The organism is Methylobacillus caricis (assembly GCF_020532705.1).
Taxonomy (GTDB): Bacteria; Pseudomonadota; Gammaproteobacteria; order Burkholderiales; family Methylophilaceae; genus Methylobacillus; species Methylobacillus caricis.
Genome location: NZ_JAJAVD010000004.1, coordinates 637,301 through 654,390, shown reverse-complemented (window position 1 = coordinate 654,390; position 17,090 = coordinate 637,301). Strand labels below are relative to the sequence as shown.

The 17,090-nt window shown below is 55.7% G+C and carries 12 protein-coding genes; 2 read left to right on the top strand and 10 right to left on the bottom strand.

Features of this window, described 5'->3' with window-relative positions; genetic code table 11:
• Positions 1 to 72 precede the first annotated feature (72 nt).
• Positions 73 to 321: a DUF2789 domain-containing protein gene (locus LG200_RS13400; RefSeq protein ID WP_226758128.1), complete on the top strand. Its 249-nt coding sequence runs from the start codon at positions 73 to 75 to the stop codon at positions 319 to 321.
• 350 nt (positions 322 to 671) lie between these two features.
• Here the strand turns inward: LG200_RS13400 and LG200_RS13395 are convergent, their stop codons facing one another.
• From LG200_RS13395 to argS, 5 genes are all read right to left on the bottom strand, one after another.
• Entirely contained in the window at positions 672 to 2,246 is a 1,575-nt protein-coding gene (locus LG200_RS13395; RefSeq protein ID WP_226758127.1) for a methyl-accepting chemotaxis protein, read from the bottom strand.
• Positions 2,247 to 2,520: 274 nt separating this feature from the next.
• On the bottom strand, positions 2,521 to 3,321 hold the full coding sequence (locus LG200_RS13390; protein WP_226758126.1) for an SDR family oxidoreductase: 801 nt from the start codon (positions 3,319 to 3,321) through the stop codon (positions 2,521 to 2,523).
• Between the two features lie 23 nt (positions 3,322 to 3,344).
• Entirely contained in the window at positions 3,345 to 3,983 is a 639-nt protein-coding gene (locus tag LG200_RS13385; protein ID WP_226758125.1) for a thiol:disulfide interchange protein DsbA/DsbL, read from the bottom strand.
• 84 nt (positions 3,984 to 4,067) lie between these two features.
• Positions 4,068 to 4,679 (bottom strand): SPOR domain-containing protein, encoded by a 612-nt coding sequence (locus LG200_RS13380; protein WP_226758124.1) that lies wholly within the window; start codon positions 4,677 to 4,679, stop codon positions 4,068 to 4,070.
• A gap of 95 nt (positions 4,680 to 4,774) precedes the next feature.
• On the bottom strand, positions 4,775 to 6,433 hold the full coding sequence (gene argS / locus LG200_RS13375) for an arginine--tRNA ligase (protein ID WP_226758123.1): 1,659 nt from the start codon (positions 6,431 to 6,433) through the stop codon (positions 4,775 to 4,777).
• A gap of 95 nt (positions 6,434 to 6,528) precedes the next feature.
• On the opposite strand from argS, the gene LG200_RS13370 reads away from it, so the two are divergent.
• Positions 6,529 to 8,736 (top strand): primosomal protein N', encoded by a 2,208-nt coding sequence (locus tag LG200_RS13370; RefSeq protein ID WP_226758122.1) that lies wholly within the window; start codon positions 6,529 to 6,531, stop codon positions 8,734 to 8,736.
• Positions 8,737 to 8,765: 29 nt separating this feature from the next.
• Here LG200_RS13370 and LG200_RS13365 read toward each other — a convergent pair whose 3' ends face one another.
• The 5 genes from LG200_RS13365 to LG200_RS13345 all read right to left on the bottom strand — a co-directional run bounded on the left by LG200_RS13365 (position 8,766) and on the right by LG200_RS13345 (position 16,985).
• Positions 8,766 to 9,053 (bottom strand): DUF5666 domain-containing protein, encoded by a 288-nt coding sequence (locus LG200_RS13365; RefSeq protein ID WP_226758121.1) that lies wholly within the window; start codon positions 9,051 to 9,053, stop codon positions 8,766 to 8,768.
• A gap of 180 nt (positions 9,054 to 9,233) precedes the next feature.
• Complete coding sequence (locus LG200_RS13360) at positions 9,234 to 9,488, bottom strand: hypothetical protein (protein ID WP_226758120.1); 255 nt, start codon at positions 9,486 to 9,488, stop codon at positions 9,234 to 9,236.
• Positions 9,489 to 9,716: 228 nt separating this feature from the next.
• Positions 9,717 to 10,781, bottom strand: coding sequence for a uroporphyrinogen decarboxylase (hemE, locus tag LG200_RS13355; protein ID WP_226758119.1), 1,065 nt, complete (start codon positions 10,779 to 10,781; stop codon positions 9,717 to 9,719).
• A gap of 117 nt (positions 10,782 to 10,898) precedes the next feature.
• On the bottom strand, positions 10,899 to 12,326 hold the full coding sequence (locus LG200_RS13350) for a glutamate synthase subunit beta (RefSeq protein WP_226758118.1): 1,428 nt from the start codon (positions 12,324 to 12,326) through the stop codon (positions 10,899 to 10,901).
• Positions 12,327 to 16,985 (bottom strand): glutamate synthase-related protein, encoded by a 4,659-nt coding sequence (locus LG200_RS13345; protein ID WP_226758117.1) that lies wholly within the window; start codon positions 16,983 to 16,985, stop codon positions 12,327 to 12,329. It lies immediately after the preceding gene.
• Positions 16,986 to 17,090: the final 105 nt, after the last annotated feature.

The window sequence follows — 17,090 nt, the reverse complement described above, 5'->3', positions numbered from 1 at the left end:
CGGGCTGTGCTTAAATGGCCTAGTCCTTGATCTTCTGTGCAATTTGCACATCTTCCAGAGTAGGAGCCAGTCATGAGCCAGACCTTTCACCGCTTCTCCGAGCTGTTTGCCCAGCTTGGCCTGCCTGCTGACGAACAAGGTATCAGCCATTTCCTGGCGACGCATTCTCCATTGCCACATGATGTTGCCTTGCCTGACGCACCTTTCTGGACAACCGCCCAGGCAACCTTCTTGCGTGAAGAATTGTTGAAGGATGCAGACTGGGCAGAAATGATTGACCAACTGAATATTGCCTTGCGGTCTGCCGACTCGGCGGATTGAGCGCGTCTTGCCCATCTGACAGGTGTTTGCTTCCGCTTCTGGCAAGAGGTCGGGGAAGCAGGCTGACTAGCAAATGCTAAAGTAAATCTTGTCTTTGCTCGTATCCGAGTGTAGCAGTCAGCGCTTTTAACGCTCTTTCCTCTGTTCTGCCAGACATCCAATCCATGGATTAAATTGGCAAAAATATCCGCCGGTTTTTTCTGTCCATGCTCACTCCCGGCCTGCCCTTGCCGATGCAGAGCAATATCAACCTAAATGGAGTATTACGCCGCACTCGATTATTTCAAAGATCACAATATCCGGCCTCCGATACCTCGCTCTGTTGCTTTCGTTCGGCAACGGCGTATGCGCTATGCGATGCGTCGATCCAGTTTGAAAACGCTTACCACCTCGGACAGGTGAGCTGCCTGCTCCTTGAGGCTGTCTGCTGCCATCGCACTCTGCTCGGCCAGCGAGGCATTTTGTTGCGTGGACTGGTCCAGGTGAGCGATGGCATCGCCTACTTGCGCAATGCCGTCGGTTTGCTCGATGGTGGCAGTGCTGATCTCGTTGATGAGGCTGGCTACGCGTTGCACCTGCGTCATGATATCGGTCATGGTTGTACCCGCATCTCCCACGAGGCGTGAACCTTCCTCAACCTTCGATACACTGCTGTCAATCAACGTCTTGATCTCCTTCGCCGCGACCGCACTGCGTTGTGCCAGGTTACGCACTTCGCTCGCCACTACGGCGAATCCCCGGCCCTGTTCTCCGGCTCGTGCTGCTTCCACTGCGGCATTCAATGCCAGGATATTGGTCTGGAACGCGATGCCGTCAATGACGCTGATAATGTCGGCAATCTTGCGTGAACTATCGGTGATATCGTTCATGGTGGTGACGACTTGGCCGACTACTACGCCCCCTTTTTCTGCTGCAGTGCTGGCGGATGCTGCCAATTGTGTTGCTTGCCGTGCGGAATCGGCATTGTTCTTGACGGTGTCGGTCATCTGTTCCATTGAAGACCTGGTCTGTTGCAGATTGGCAGCCTGCTCCTCGGTACGTTGCAGCAGGCCTGAATTGCCGTTGGCAATTTCCATTGAACCTGTTGTCATGATATCGGAAGCCCGGCGTACTTTATCTACCACGGTGGCCAGGCTTGCCTGCATCGCGCCCAGCGATGCAAGCACGCTACCGGATTTCGCCCGGCTTGAACCCGGTACGGGACTCAGGTCACCGTTAGCCACATGGCCTGCCACTTCGGCAAGTGCATTCGGCTCAGCACCCAGCTGGTCCAGTATGCTCCGTGACACCAACCAGGCCACCATGCCGCTCAGCAGCAATGCCAGGACCAGTGCTGTCAGCATCACGGTCAGGAAGCCTGCCGCCTGTTCAAGGGCGGTCTTGTTCTCCGCCTGGATACGCGCTTCCTCGAAGTCGATCAGCTTGTTGATGGCTGCCAGCCATTGCACATATTGAGGCTTGGCCAGGGTCCATAATGATTCGCCTGCAGAGGCATCTCCGGCCTCTGCCAGCGCTATGATGGATTGCGTTGTGGCCACCGCCTGGGCTTCGATCTGGCGGATATCGTCATAGAGCTTGACCAGTTCGGGGGCGGCGCCGCGTGATGCGATGAGTTTCTCCAATGGGGTTGCTGCTTCCGCATAGAAAGCGGCCAGAGCATTGATGGTCGAGATTTCCTTTTGGCGCTCGGCAGGTGTCTTGCTCAGCACGACATCGCGTACGGCGATCGAACGGTCATGCGCCGAGCCACGGAAGTTGATGGCATAACGCTGTATCAATACATGCTGGTCGCTATTCGCCCGCAATGCGCTATTGATAATGCTGGCCTTCACGATGGCGATACCCGTCACCACGACCAATACCAGCAGGATCAGGCCAAACCCTACATATAGGCGTCTTGCTACTGTCAGGCGGGAAAACGACATTGAAAATCTCCTTCTTATTATTTGCTTAAGCAATTTATTCTTATGTCGGCAACACCGATGCGGGAGGTCGAGAGCGACATGAGGTTATGTTGCAAGAAAATGTGTTTTTATTAATTGGACTGCCAATACCTGCACTGCTGCTTGCGTCTGTAGGACGATGCCTACATTACATTAACGGCAGTAGGAAACTGATAATTGAGAGTGTATGGATGAATTTTTGATGCGGCGGCAACATATGTGTAATGCAGTGATGCATCAACATGTCTGGCGGGTTTTAACTGATAGTTCTGGGCTTGCGCGGGGCATTGCGGGTAAGCCTGTCCCACAGCCAGCGCGGAATGATGCGCAATATGCGCGCCACCCAGCCCATTTGCCAGGGAATGATCATAAAGCGCTTGCGCTTGGCGATGGCGTCGGCAAACCTGGCTGCAGCGATTTCCACATCCATCAGGAAAGGCATGCGGTAATTATTTACATCCGTCATGGGAGTTCGGATGTATCCGGGAGCGATGGTGGTGACGGCAATGCCGTAATGCTGCATTTCGGTGCGCAGGCTTTCGAGATAGGTAATCGCGGCCGACTTGGAGGCGCTGTAGGCGCCGGCGCCAGGCAACCCACGTATACCTGCCACACTGGCAATGCCTACCAGTTGGCCGGGCGTACCTGATCCGCGCATGACAGCAATAAACGGTTGGAAGGTATGCACCATGCCGAAGACGTTGATTTCGAACACGGTATGGAAAGCTGCAATATCTTCTGCTTCGGCGGTCAGCGTGCCGCAGCTTACGCCTGCATTGGCGATGACGATATGCGGCACACCTACTGTCTGAATAAAAGCCTGTGCACTGGCTTGCATGGCTTTGGCGTCACGCACATCCGCTTGGTAAATGGAGCACTGCTTGGCAGGAAACTCGGCAGCCAGCGCTTCCAATGGTGCCAGCCTGCGTCCCGTAATGCCCACGGTTGCACCCTGCCTGAGGTAATGGCGTGCCAGCGCCAGGCCGATGCCGCTGGAAGCGCCAGTAATAAAAACCCGCTGGTTGGCAGCGGGTTTTCTTGTTTGCTGATTCAGCATTAAAGGGAGAGTTTGAACCAGGCTTATTTAGCAGTGCCGCCGGTTTTTTCCCTGCGTACATTCTCAATCAGGTAGTCAGCCACTTTCAACACGGCCTGATTGCCGCCAGCCATTGAGCTGGAAGTGATGTAACGGCCATCGATAATAAGTGCCGGTACGCCAGTCGCACCTGAGTCACGGAAGGTGTTCATGGCCTTGACCACATTGTTATTGGTGGAGAATGAGTTGAAGGCTTCTTCCACCTTCTTGCGATCCAGGCCACCCTTCTGGCTGATCCAATCAATCAGTGGAGCATCAACGGTTGGGTTGAGGGTGCGTGCCTTGTGGATAGCGTCAAACAATTGCGTATGCAGTTTGTTGGTGAGGCCCAGGGCTTCCAGGGCATAAAATGCCTTGGCTGCTGGCGCCCAATCAGGACGTGGCACACCGGGTACACGCTTGAAGTAGACATCAGCCGGCAGCTTTTTCACCCACGGTTCCAGGATGGGTTCCAGATGGTAGCAATGGGGGCAGCCATACCAGAAAATCTCCAGCACTTCGATTTTGGCTGGCGTATCCGTCTTGATGGTTTTTGCTGTCTGGTTGAATTCGTTGCCAAGTTGCGGTTCGGCCATTACCGTCGCAGAAGCCAGCAGCATCAGGGCGGCGAGAAACTTTTTCATGGTTGGTCCTTATTGGTTTGTTTATGTTGTGTTGATTCCGGCTTGTTATAACGCACACAAGCCTGATTTTGCATACAGCTTACTTTATTGGCCCGGGCTGTTCACCTTGATCAAATCTGCCTTGAAACCATTTTGTGCCAACTCAGACTTGGCATTGTTGATTTGGTCCAGATCGGTGAACGGGCCTACGCGCACACGGTGCCATACCCCTTTGTCGGGAATGGTCGCGGTTTGTACAATCGCTTCAAGTCCCAGCAATGCCAGCTTGGCCTTCATGTTATCGGCTTCCTGCTCAGTCTGAAAAGCGCCTACCTGCAGGAAATAACTTTCCTGGGTCTGTGCAGGAGCTGCATCGGACTCCTTCTGCTTGATTTCCTGCTCCGTTACCTGGCTTTCACTGCCTGGCAGGATGGTATAGAAATCAAAACGTGGCTTTTCGCTGGCGCCTTGCTGGTTGTCGGCATTCTGTTTGTTGCTGGTGTCAGGCTCAGCCTTGGGCAGTTCAAGCTGGCCATCTTCTTTATTGTTCTTGCCCACCTTGTTGACAAAGGGGCTGCTGCTGCCCATGACCAGTACGGCTACGACAACGGAAATGCCAACACCCAGCAACAGGCCGACCAGCAGGCCTGTAAAGAAGGGGCTGCCCTTGCTGTTGGTACTGGCTTTACGCTGTGCTGGCTTGTAATCTCGACTCACGATAATTCCTCTTTAAACAGGTTGCGCCGGCTGGTGATTCCAGATGCTGACTAGAGACAACCGGTAGGCTTTAATAATTTCGCATATTGACCGCGTTACATCTTGTCTGGCGCGCTGACACCCAGCAAATACAGGCCGTTCTTCAACACCTGCTGGGTGGCGCTGACCAGCGCCATCCGGGCAGTGGTCAGTGTGGCATCTTCTACCAGGAACTTGTGTGCGTTGTAATAGCTGTGCAGATCGCTTGCCAGCTCCTTCAGGTAATTGGCAATGATATGCGGCGCCAGTTCTGCAGCGGCATTTTCAACAGTTTCGGGAAACTCGCCCAGGCGCTGCATCAGTGCGGCTTCATGTTCGGTGCTCAAAGGAGCCAGGTCAGCTTGCGCTAGGCTGGTAGCCTCACCGCCCCATTCGTTCAACACACTGTTGATGCGTGCATGGGCATACTGGATGTAATACACCGGGTTGTCGTTGCTTTGTGCACGTGCGAGGTCGATATCGAACACCAGCTGCGAGTCGGCACGGCGTGCGGCCAGGAAGTAGCGCGTGGCATCGCAGCCGACTTCCTCAATCAGGTCACGCAGGGTGACATAGCTGCCGGCACGCTTGGAAATCTTTACTTCCTCGCCGCCGCGCATCACGGTTACCATCTGGTGCAGCACATAATCCGGCCAGTTTTGTGGAATGCCGACGTTCAGCGCCTGCAAGCCTGCACGCACACGGGTGATGGTGCTGTGGTGGTCCGCGCCCTGCTCGTTGATGACGCGCTCAAAGCCGCGCTGCCATTTATCCAGGTGGTAGGCCACGTCAGGCACGAAGTAGGTGTAGCCCCCTTCACGCTTGCGCATCACGCGGTCCTTGTCATCGCCGAAATCCGTGGTGCGTAGCCATAGCGCATCATCTTGCTCATAGGTATGGCCGCTCTTGATGAGGTTCTGTACGGCTGCTTCTACCTTGCCGTCACTGTATAGCGCGGATTCCAGGGAAAACACGTCAAAATTGATCTGGAAAGCTTTCAGGTCCAGATCCTGTTCGTGACGCAAGTAAGCCACGGCAAACTGGCGTATGGCTTCAGCATTGTCCGCGTCGCCAACCCCTGTGACTTCCTGGTCATCGGCCGTTACAGTTTGCCTGGCCATGTAGGCTGCAGCGACATCGGCAATGTAATCGCCACGGTAGCCTGCCTCCGGCCATTCTGCATGGTCGGGATGTATGCCCTTGCAACGGGATTGCACGGAAACCGTCAGGTTATCGATCTGGGCGCCTGCATCGTTATAGTAAAACTCGCGAGTGACATCCCAACCGTTGGCATCCAGCAACCGCGCCAGACAGTCGCCGACCGCTGCCCCACGGCCATGGCCGACATGCAATGGTCCGGTGGGGTTGGCGGAGACAAATTCTACCTGTACCTTGCGGGCTTTGCCGTGCGCATTGCGGCCAAAGGCGGGACCTTGCTTCTGGATTTCCTTGACCACAGCCTGCTTGGCAGCGGGGCTCAGGAAGAAGTTGATGAAACCGGCGCCAGCAATTTCCACTTTGTTGACATATTGCGAGGCGGGCAAGGCCTTGATCAGGCTTTCGGCAATCGCGCGCGGGTTTTGGCGCAAGGGCTTGGCCAGCATCATGGCCAGGTTGGTGGAAAAGTCGCCATGTTGGGCGGTCTTGGGGCGTTCCAGCTGGATGGAGAGCGTTCCAGCATCAGATGCAAGGCTGTTTGCGGCCGCATGCAGTAATTCGGTAAGATGTGCTTTCAAGGCGAGCTACAATTAAGAACGTGAATAAAAAAGCTATTTTAACCTACTGGACGCTTGCACTGATATGCAATTATCGAAGTTCCTGAGTAATGCCCATGACTGAAACCATGGGTGAAATCCTCAGGGTCGCCCTGGATGTCCCGGTTGACGGCGTGTTTGACTACCGTGGCAATGGTTCCGGTGTTGCGGTTGGCCAGCGTGTGGTGGTGCCGTTCGGACCGCGCAAACAGGTGGGCATTGTGCTGGAAGTCACCGGTAGCACCGATGTTCCTGCCGCAAAACTCAAATCCATCCTGCAATCATTTGAAGACGAGCCCCCGCTGGATAGCGAGATATTTGCGCTGCTTAAATTTTGTGCAGATTATTATCAATATCCTTACGGACAGGCCTTGCTTTCGGCCCTGCCGGGCCGCTTGCGCCAGACTGAGCCTGCCACCACTCGGAAGCAATTTTCCTATGCGCTGACTCCAGCGGGGATGGTTGCAGGGGTCGATGCCATTCCTGCACGGCAGGCAGTCCAGCGACGCGTGTATGCTGCCTTGCTGGAGCATTGCAGCCTGAACGAGAGCGCCCTGGCCGAGGTCAGCTCCTGTTGGCGCAAGGCGATCAACGCCTTGCTGGAAAACGGCTGGGTAAAGGCAGAAGAAACCTTTGCTGGCTTGCGCCAGAGCCTGACGGCATCATCAGTGCAGCCCGAGCTCAACCAGGAGCAGACGCATGCGGTGAATGCTATCCTCGCCGAGTCTGGCAGCTTCAAGCCCTGGTTGCTGCACGGCATTACCGGCAGCGGCAAGACCGAGGTTTACATCCGCTTGCTGCAGGCAATGCTGGCTGATAACGACGGTCAGGCATTGGTGCTGGTGCCCGAAATAAACCTGACGCCGCAACTGGAAGCGCGTTTCCGCAGTCGCTTGCCGGAATTTCCTTTGGTCTCGCTGCATAGCAATCTTGGCGAGAGTGAGCGCTTGCAAAATTGGCGTTTGGCCCAATCGGGAGCGGCAAGGATTATCATCGGCACCCGTCTTTCCGTCTTCACGCCATTGCCAAGGCTTAGGCTGGTGATTGTGGATGAGGAACACGACACCTCATACAAGCAGCAGGACAGCATGCGCTATCACGCCCGTGACGTCGCGCTGGTGCGGGCGCAGCGGCGTAACATCCCCATCCTGTTGGGGTCAGCCACGCCTGCGCTGGAGACCTGGCACAATGCCCAGAGTGGACGCTATGGCCTGCTGTCCATGCATGAGCGCGCGGTCAGCCAGTCGCAATTGCCCAAAGTGGTATGTGTGGATGTATCCAAGGTGGAATTACGGGATGGCCTTTCTCCCCATTTGATCAAAGCCATGCGGGAGCGGCTGGACCGGGGCGAGCAAAGCCTGCTGTTCATCAACCGGCGCGGTTATTCACCCGTCCTGTTATGTACTGCCTGCCAATGGATAGCACCTTGCATGCGGTGCAGCAGCAGGCTGGTGGTACATTTGCGCCAAGGCTTCCTGCGTTGCCACCATTGTGGGCATGAGCAGAAGATCGTGCGGCAGTGCCCGAGTTGCGGAAATCCAGACCTGCATCCTACCGGCCATGGCACTCAGAGACTGGAAGAAACCCTGGCCAAGCTATTGCCGGAGGCGCGCGTCTTGCGCGTGGACCGGGATAGTACGCGGCGCAAGAACGCCCTGAGCGATATGCTGGTGGCTGTACATGCGGGCGAGGTAGATATCCTGGTGGGGACGCAGATGTTGGCCAAGGGGCATGATTTTCCCAATCTCACGTTGGTCGGCGTGCTGGATACTGACAGCGCGCTGTTCAGCCCGGATTTCCGGGCTGCAGAACGCCTGTTTGCGCAACTGATGCAGGTGGCAGGACGAGCCGGGCGTGCTGATAAGCCGGGAGAAGTGCTGATCCAGACCACCTTTCCAGAACATAGCCTGTTCAATGCCTTACGCAGGCAAGATTTTCCAGCCTATGCGGTGAGCTTGCTGCATGAACGTGAAACCGCCCAATTCCCGCCTTATGAGTTTCTTGCGCTGGTCAAGGCTGAGGCGAATGATTACAGCCCGGTACATCGCTTCCTGCAATACGCCAGCGATACGGCGCGCGAATTGGGCAATGAGGTATTGGTATATGACCCGGTGAGGCCGCAAATGGAGCGATTAAAGGGCATGGAGCGTGGACAGCTCCTGTTCCAGGCAAACAATCGCCAAGTGCTACAAGTGGTCTTGCGGCAATTGGTGCCATTGCTGCGAGCCCATCCACTCAGCAATAAAATACGCTGGGCATTGGATGTGGACCCGCAGGAGTTCTAGGCAGGGTAACTAAGAACTACGCGGGATATTTACTTACCGCATTTTTCTGGCTTGATGGTTTCAATTTCTGACGCCACGCCCTTTTTATGTTCCACTTCTACACAGGCGCCAACCACTAGAGGGCCTTGGTCGGGATCAATATCTGTTTTCTCGGTAACTTCCACCTGCTGGCCGCTGATTGTCCAAATGCCCAGGTTGCCCGCAGGGCGTGAATCTATGCGGCCCTTGAATTCGGAACCAGCCAGTACGGGATTGCTCATGAGCAAGGTGCTGGCAGTCAGGAATGAAAGGGTGCTGAATAATGTGCGGATTTTCATTTTGTTATCCTCATTTATTGATGAGGATAGTGTATGAGCCGGATACATAAAGGATTATCGGTAACCTGCTGATCCTGGTGTAGGAATCAGGCTACCCTGACGTATATCCAAATTGCAGGTCTTCGAAAAGATAAAGGCCATCATGGGATGGCCTTCTTGCTTTGTTATTTATCAGGGGGATTAGTCGGCAGCGTCCCTTTTTTCCTCTGCATGCTCGGCAGCATCTTCTACTTTATCAGTAGCTTCTTCAGCCTTGTGTTCCGCATGTTCAGCGGCTTCCTCGGCTTTATGCTCGGCATGTTCAGCGGCATCTTTTGCTTCTTCAACCGCTTGGGCGGCAGCGGCCTCCACATTTTCTTCTTCTTTACTACTGCATGCACTGAGTGCAAGGCTGGCAAGGAATAAGGCTAGAACGGACTTTGAAACCAGTTTCATATGAGTCTCCTGTTGGTTTTATTGACGGGACACAGGGCCCCAGATTGGTGGGCAATCCGGCCAGCCTGGCATTTGCCAGGCCTAATCATCTTGCGGGATGGCATGGCTATCATACTCTTATTGAAGCGAGAGGCGGATTGCACATGCTTGTGCCGTTACGACCAGTGTAAGCGCTAATAGTTTTATCCTGAATTCCAACCATGGCTATTCCGGCCCCGGGTTGAGCAGTTATAAATGGTATTTGCTGCTGATCGCATGAACGGCTTTGATCATGGCTTCTGCGTTTTCTGGCGGGGTGAATTGGGTGATGCCGTGGCCCAGGTTGAACACATGGCCATTGCCGATGCCGTAATCAGCCAGGATGCGCGCCACTTCCTTTTCCACTGCCTCTGGTGTGGAAAGCAGGATAGCTGGGTCCATATTGCCTTGCAGGGCAACTTTGTTGCCTACCCGTTTCCTGGCTTCGCCCAGTGATATGGTCCAGTCCAGTCCCAGGGCATCGGCACCCGTGTCCGCCTGGGCTTCCAGCCATAGCCCACCGCCTTTGGTAAACACGATACTTGGCACGGTGCGCCCTGCGTTTTCCTTGGTGAGGCCACTGACAATCTGTTTCATGTATTGCAGCGAGAATTCCTGATAGGCATGGTGCGAAAGCGCCCCGCCCCATGAATCAAAAATCATGACAGCCTGGGCACCTGCTGCAATCTGTGCATTGAGATATGCCGTCACGGTTTGTGCAGTGATACTGAGAATGTGATGCAGCAAGTCCGGACGGGCATAGGCCATCTGCTTGATAGTGAGGAAGTCAGTGCCACCCTTGCCTTCTACCATGTAGGTCGCGAGAGTCCATGGGCTGCCGGAAAAGCCGATCAAGGGAACGCGACCATCCAGAGCCTTGTAAATCTGGCTGACGGCATCAGTGACATATTTGAGATCTGTGCCTATGTCAGGGACCGCCAGCTTGAGAATGTCGCTTTCCTCGCGCAATGTCCGCTCAAACTTAGGGCCTTCGCCCTCTTCAAAATACAGTCCCAGCCCCATGGCGTCGGGAATGGTCAGGATATCGGAAAAGAGAATGGCGGCGTCCAGTGGATACCTGTCCAGCGGTTGCAAGGTGACTTCAGTGGCAAAGTCCGGGCTCTGGCAGAGGCTCATGAAACTACCGGCATTCTTGCGGCTGGCACGGTATTCAGGCAGGTAGCGGCCTGCCTGGCGCATCATCCAGACTGGGGTGTATTCGGTGCGCTGGCGTTGCAGTGCGCGCAGAAAGGTATCGTTTTTCAATGAAGTCATTGCAGCTGGTTCCGTATGTGAGGCTATATTCTATGGCGGTGAAATGAAAAGGGCCACCTGGAATATCGGTAGCCCTGGATTAGTAACAGGCAGCTCTTGATAGTGGCAAATCCCGGATTATCTTGGCAGGGTGCTGCTTCCCATGAGGAACTCATCCACCGAACGGGCGCACTGGCGGCCTTCGCGGATCGCCCATACCACCAGCGACTGGCCTCGGCGCATGTCTCCTGCGGTAAATACCTTGGGTTGCGATGTGGCATAGCTGTGGTTGCCTTCAGTTGTGGCCTTGGCATTGCCGCGGTTGTCCTTTTCCACGCCAAACGCATCCAGCACTTTCTGCATGGGGCTGACAAAGCCCATGGCCAGCAGTACCAGGTCTGCCTTGAGGGTAAATTCCGAGCCGGGCACTTCAATCATCTTCCCGTCTTTCCACTCCACCCGCACGGCCTTGAGGCCAGTCACTTTGCCATTCTCGCCAATCAGTTCCTTGGTGAGCACCGACCAGTCACGTTCGCAGCCTTCCTCATGGGAACTGGAGCTGCGCATCTTGATCGGCCAGTTGGGCCAGACCAGCTCCTTGTTTTCCCTGGCTGGTGGCTGTGGCATCAATTCGAACTGGGTGATGGAGGCTGCGCCGTGGCGATTGGATGTGCCTACGCAGTCAGACCCTGTGTCGCCCCCGCCAATCACGACTACGTGCTTGCCGGTGGCCATGATCTGGTTGGGAATATTGTCCCCTGCGACGACCTTGTTTTGTGCGACCAGGAAATCCATGGCGAAATGCACGCCATCAAGTTCACGGCCGGGGATAGGAAGGTCGCGCGGGTACTCGGCGCCGCCAGCCAGGATCACGGCGTCATAATCCTCAACCAGTTCGTCTGCATCCACGTTTTCCCCTACATGCTGGTTGACGCGGAATTCCACCCCTTCCGCCTGCATTTGCTCCATGCGGCGGTCTATCTGGCTTTTCTCAAGCTTGAAATCGGGAATGCCATAACGCAATAGCCCGCCGATGCGGCTTTCTTTTTCCAGCACCACTACATTATGCCCGGCCCGCCCCAGTTGTTGGGCGGCCGCCAGCCCGGCAGGGCCAGAGCCGACCACGGCTATTTTCCTACCGGTTTTATCGGCAGCAGGTTGTGCTTGCACCCAGTCGTTATCCCAGGCCTTGTCGATGATTGCGTGCTCAATTGACTTGATGCCCACGGCATCGGCATTGATGTTGAGGGTACAGGCGGCTTCACAGGGTGCGGGACAAATGCGGCCGGTAAATTCGGGAAAGTTGTTGGTGGAGTGCAGGACTGTAATAGCTTGGTGCCAGTCCTGCTGGTAGACCAGGTCATTCCAGTCAGGAATGATATTGTTGACGGGACAGCCGGTGATGCAGAACGGGATGCCGCAATCCATGCAGCGTGCACCTTGAATACCGGCTTCTGCATCACTCAGGTGAAGTACAAACTCACGATAGTTTTTCACACGATCCATGACCGGCAGGTTGGCCTCGGACAGGCGTTCAAATTCAAGAAATCCAGTGACCTTGCCCATCTATGCTGCTTCCTTATGTGGTGCTGCGGCCATTTCAGTGAGGGCGCGCTTGTATTCGTCAGGCATGACCTTGATGAACCTGGGGCGATAAGTATCCCAGTGTTGCAAGATGGCCTGTGCTTTTTCACTACCGCTGTAGCGAGCATGTTTTTCTATCAGCGACTTCAATATAGTCTCGTCATCCAGTCCCAGATGGTTGGCTTTGCCAGCCTCTGGGCTGCTCGCCTCAACCTTTTCCAGGCTGACCATGCTCATGTTGCAGCGCCTATGGAACAAGTCGTCCTCATCCAGCACATAAGCCACGCCGCCTGACATGCCTGCGGCAAAGTTGAGGCCAGTGCTGCCCAGCACGACTACTGTGCCGCCTGTCATGTATTCACAACCATGGTTGCCAACGCCCTCGACTACTGCCGAGGCACCAGAATTGCGTACACAGAAACGTTCACCGGCAACACCGCGGAAGTAGCTTTCGCCTGAGGTGGCACCATACATGACGGTATTGCCGACGATGATGTTGTTTTCGGCAATACCGTGGAAAGCAAGAGGCGGCTTGATGACGATGCGGCCACCACACAGGCCTTTGCCCACGTAATCGTTGCCTTCACCGCTGAGCTCCAGGGTGATGCCCCTGGTAAGAAATGCAGCGAAGCTCTGGCCTGCAGTCCCAGTGAGCTTGATGGTGATGCTATCGTCCGGCAATCCGGCACGCCCATAGCGGCGGGCAACTTCGTAGGACAGCATGGTTCCCACGCTACGATTGGTGTTGACTATGGGGCTTTCGATCACAGTTTTCTCGCCGTTATCCAAAGCATTGCCCACCTTGGCGATGAGTTTCTTATCCAGTGCCTTGTCCAGGCCATGGTCCTGTGTTTCGGTATGGCGGCGGGATACAGTATCGTCAACCACGGGCTGGTGGAATACGCGGGTAAAGTCCAAGCCGCGTGCTTTCCAGTGGGCGATGCCTTCTTGTACGTCCAGGAGGTCCGAGCGGCCCACCAGCTCATCAAACTTGCGCAGGCCCATGTGTGCCATCAGTTCACGCACTTCCTCTGCAACAAAAAAGAAGTAGTTCACAACGTGTTCAGGCTGTCCGGTAAAGCGTTGGCGTAATATGGGATCTTGGGTTGCCACGCCTACCGGACAAGTGTTGAGGTGGCACTTGCGCATCATGATGCAGCCCTCCACCACCAGCGGAGCGGTGGCAAAGCCAAATTCGTCCGCGCCTAACAAGGCTCCAATCACCACATCGCGCCCGGTCTTGATCTGGCCATCCACCTGCAGGACGATGCGTCCACGCAACTGGTTCAGCACCAGTGTCTGCTGGGTTTCAGCCAGGCCCAGCTCCCATGGCGTGCCTGCATGCTTGATGGAGGAAATGGGTGAGGCACCGGTGCCGCCATCATGCCCGGCTACCACGATGTGGTCCGCCTTGGCCTTGGCGACGCCTGCCGCCACCGTGCCTATGCCGGTTTCAGATACCAGCTTGACCGAGATTGCCGCCTTGGGATTGGCATTTTTTGCATCATGGATCAGTTGCGCCAGGTCTTCGATAGAGTAGATGTCATGGTGGGGTGGTGGCGAAATCAGGCCCACGCCAGGCACGGAATGGCGCAGCTGGGCAATATAGGGGCTGACCTTATGGCCGGGTAGCTGGCCACCTTCGCCTGGCTTGGCCCCCTGTGCCATTTTCAGCTGGATCTGGTCGGCATTGGCCAGGTAATCCGCGGTGACGCCAAAGCGGCCGGATGCAATCTGCTTGATGCTGGAGCGCAGGGAGTCGCCCGCCTTCAAAGGGGTATCTTTTGCGATATTGTTGGCGCCGATCACGGCTGCCATGCTGCTGTCCTCTGTCAGTGTGACAAAGCGTTTGGGGTCTTCCCCGCCTTCGCCCGTGTTGGAACGGCCACCTATGCGGTTCATTGCTACTGCCAGGGTAGCGTGGGCTTCGGTCGAAATGGAGCCGAGTGACATGGCGCCGGTGGCAAAGCGCTTGACGATCTCGCTGGCTGGCTCCACTTCACTCAATGGGATTGGGGAGCCGACCGGCTTGATCTGAAACAGGCCGCGCAGCGTCATGTGGCGCCGCGTCTGGTCGTTGATCAGTTGCGCGTATTCCTTGTAGGTACTGGATTCGTTGGTACGTGTGGCATGTTGCAGCTTGGCTACCGATTCAGGTGTCCACAAATGCTCTTCGCCGCGGACGCGGAAGGCATATTCGCCACCGGCCTCCAGCGCATTGGCCAGCACGGGATCATCGCTATAGGCGCTTTGATGCAGGCGCAGGTTTTCCTCGGCCATTTCAGCCAGGCCGATGCCTTCTATAGTTGTGGCAGTGCCGATGAAGTATTTCTGGATGAATTCCGAATTAAGCCCGATGGCCTCGAAAATCTGGGCACCGCAATAGGACTGGTAGGTGGAAATCCCCATCTTGGACATTACTTTATGCAGGCCCTTGTTGATGGCTTTGATGAATTTCTTGTAACTGGCGGCTGGGTCAGTGCCTGCTGGCAGCATATGGGCAATGGTTTCATAGGCAAGCCAAGGGCAGACAGCTTCTGCCCCATAGCCACCCAGCAGGGCAAAATGGTGTACCTCGCGTGCTGAGCCCGTGTCTATCACCAGGCCGGTGCTGGTGCGCAGGCCTGCACGCACCAGGCCTTGATGCGTGGCCGAGCAGGCCAGCAACGCGGGGATCGCCAGGCGGTTGGCACTGGCATTGCGGTCAGACAGGATCAACAGGTTGAACCCGGCGTTGACGGCATCCCTGGCGGATTTGCTCAAGGCTTCCACTGCAGGCGACATGCCCTGCGCACCAAGGCTGACAGGATATGTGATATCCAGCACCAGGGCGCGATAACGGCCGTCAGTGGCACTGTCTATGGTCTTCAGCTGTTCAAGCTCTTCGAGCGTCAGTACAGGCTGGCTGGCTTCCAGCCGCAGCGGCGGGTTGGCATCATCTGCGCCAAACAGGTTGGGCTTGGGGCCTATGAAGGTGACCAGCGACATCACCAGTTCTTCCCGTATCGGGTCTATGGGCGGGTTGGTCACCTGAGCGAACAGCTGCTTGAAGTAGGAGTAAAGCTGTTTCGGCTTGTTGGAAAGCACTGGCAACGCGCTGTCGTTGCCCATGGAGCCTGCGCCTTCCTCGCCATTCTGAATCATGGGTTGCAGGATGAACTTGATGTCTTCCTGTGAGTAGCCAAAAGCCTGTTGCAGATCCAGCAATGGTTCCTGGAGCCTGCTCCGGAATTTGGTTCTGGGAAGATTGCCGACGAAGACACGGGACTTTTCAATCCAGTCGCGATAGGGTTTGGCCTGTGCCAGGCTGTTCTTGATTTCCGCATCATCAATAATGCGGCCCTGCTCCATGTCTATCAGGAACATCTTGCCAGGTTCCAACCGCCACTTCTTGATGATGCGTTCTTCCGGAAAAGTCAGTACGCCCATTTCCGATGCCAGCATGACGTGGTCATCATCGGTTATCAGGTAGCGTGCAGGCCGCAGGCCATTGCGATCCAGCGTGGCGCCTATCATGCGTCCATCCGTGAAAGCTACGGCAGCTGGGCCGTCCCATGGCTCCATAAGGGCGGCATGATACTCATAGAAGGCCCGACGGTCTTCATCCATGAGTGGATTGCCCGACCATGCCTCAGGAATCAGCATCATCATTGCATGAGGCAATGAGTAACCCCCTGCCACCAGGAGTTCCAGTGCATTGTCGAATGCGGCCGAGTCGGACTGGCCTTCCACAATGAGAGGCCACAGTTTTTCCAGGTCTTCCCCAATCAGGGCGGAGCGCATGGTTTCATGCCGGGCCGCCATCCAGTTGACGTTGCCCTGCATGGTGTTGATCTCGCCATTGTGGGCGATCATGCGGAACGGATGGGCAAGATCCCAGGCTGGGAAGGTATTGGTGGAAAATCGCTGGTGTACTAGCGCCAACGCCGACACCATGGTTTCATCCTGCAAGTCCTGGTAGTAAACGCCAACTTCATTGGCCAGCAGCATGCCTTTGTAGACGATGGTGCGGCTGGAAAGCGAAGGAATATAGAACTGCGCCATGTCATCCAGCTTGAGCGCGCGCACGGCGTGTTCCACGCGTTTGCGGATTACAAACAGCTTGCGTTCAAAAGCCGCTTGGTCCGCCACGGTGGAGCCTTGCTGTATGAACACCTGGCGCATGACAGGCTCTACGGCACGCGCGGCATCCGCAATGTTGCTGTTGTCGCGCGGCACATCTCGCCAGCCGAGGAATTGCTGGGCCTCTTCATGGATGATGCGGGTGATGATGGATTCACAGGCCAGGCGGCCATTGCTGGATTGCGGCAGGAAGATCGTCCCGCAGGCATACTGGCCTTCGGCAGGCAAGTGTATGCCAAGCTTGATGGTTTCCTTGCGCATGAAGGCATCTGGCATCTGCATGAGAATGCCTGCGCCATCACCGAGCTTGGGGTCATAACCAGTGGCGCCGCGATGGGTCAGGTTTGCCAGGATACGCAAGCCATTACGCACGATCTGATGGCTTTTTATACCCTTGATGTTGGCAATAAACCCCACGCCACAGGCATCATGTTCTTGCCTGGGATCGTACATCCCCTGTTTGCCTGGATTCAGGCGGGTACTAGCCGCTGGATTTTGCGACGACCTGCTGGAACTCATTGTGGTTACCCTCTTGCATATCTGTGGCCAACGGCACTTTCGCCCACGTTTGAACCGGCTACGCGGGCGATGCCTGGAAAGCCTTTAACCTTAGTATTACTGCGG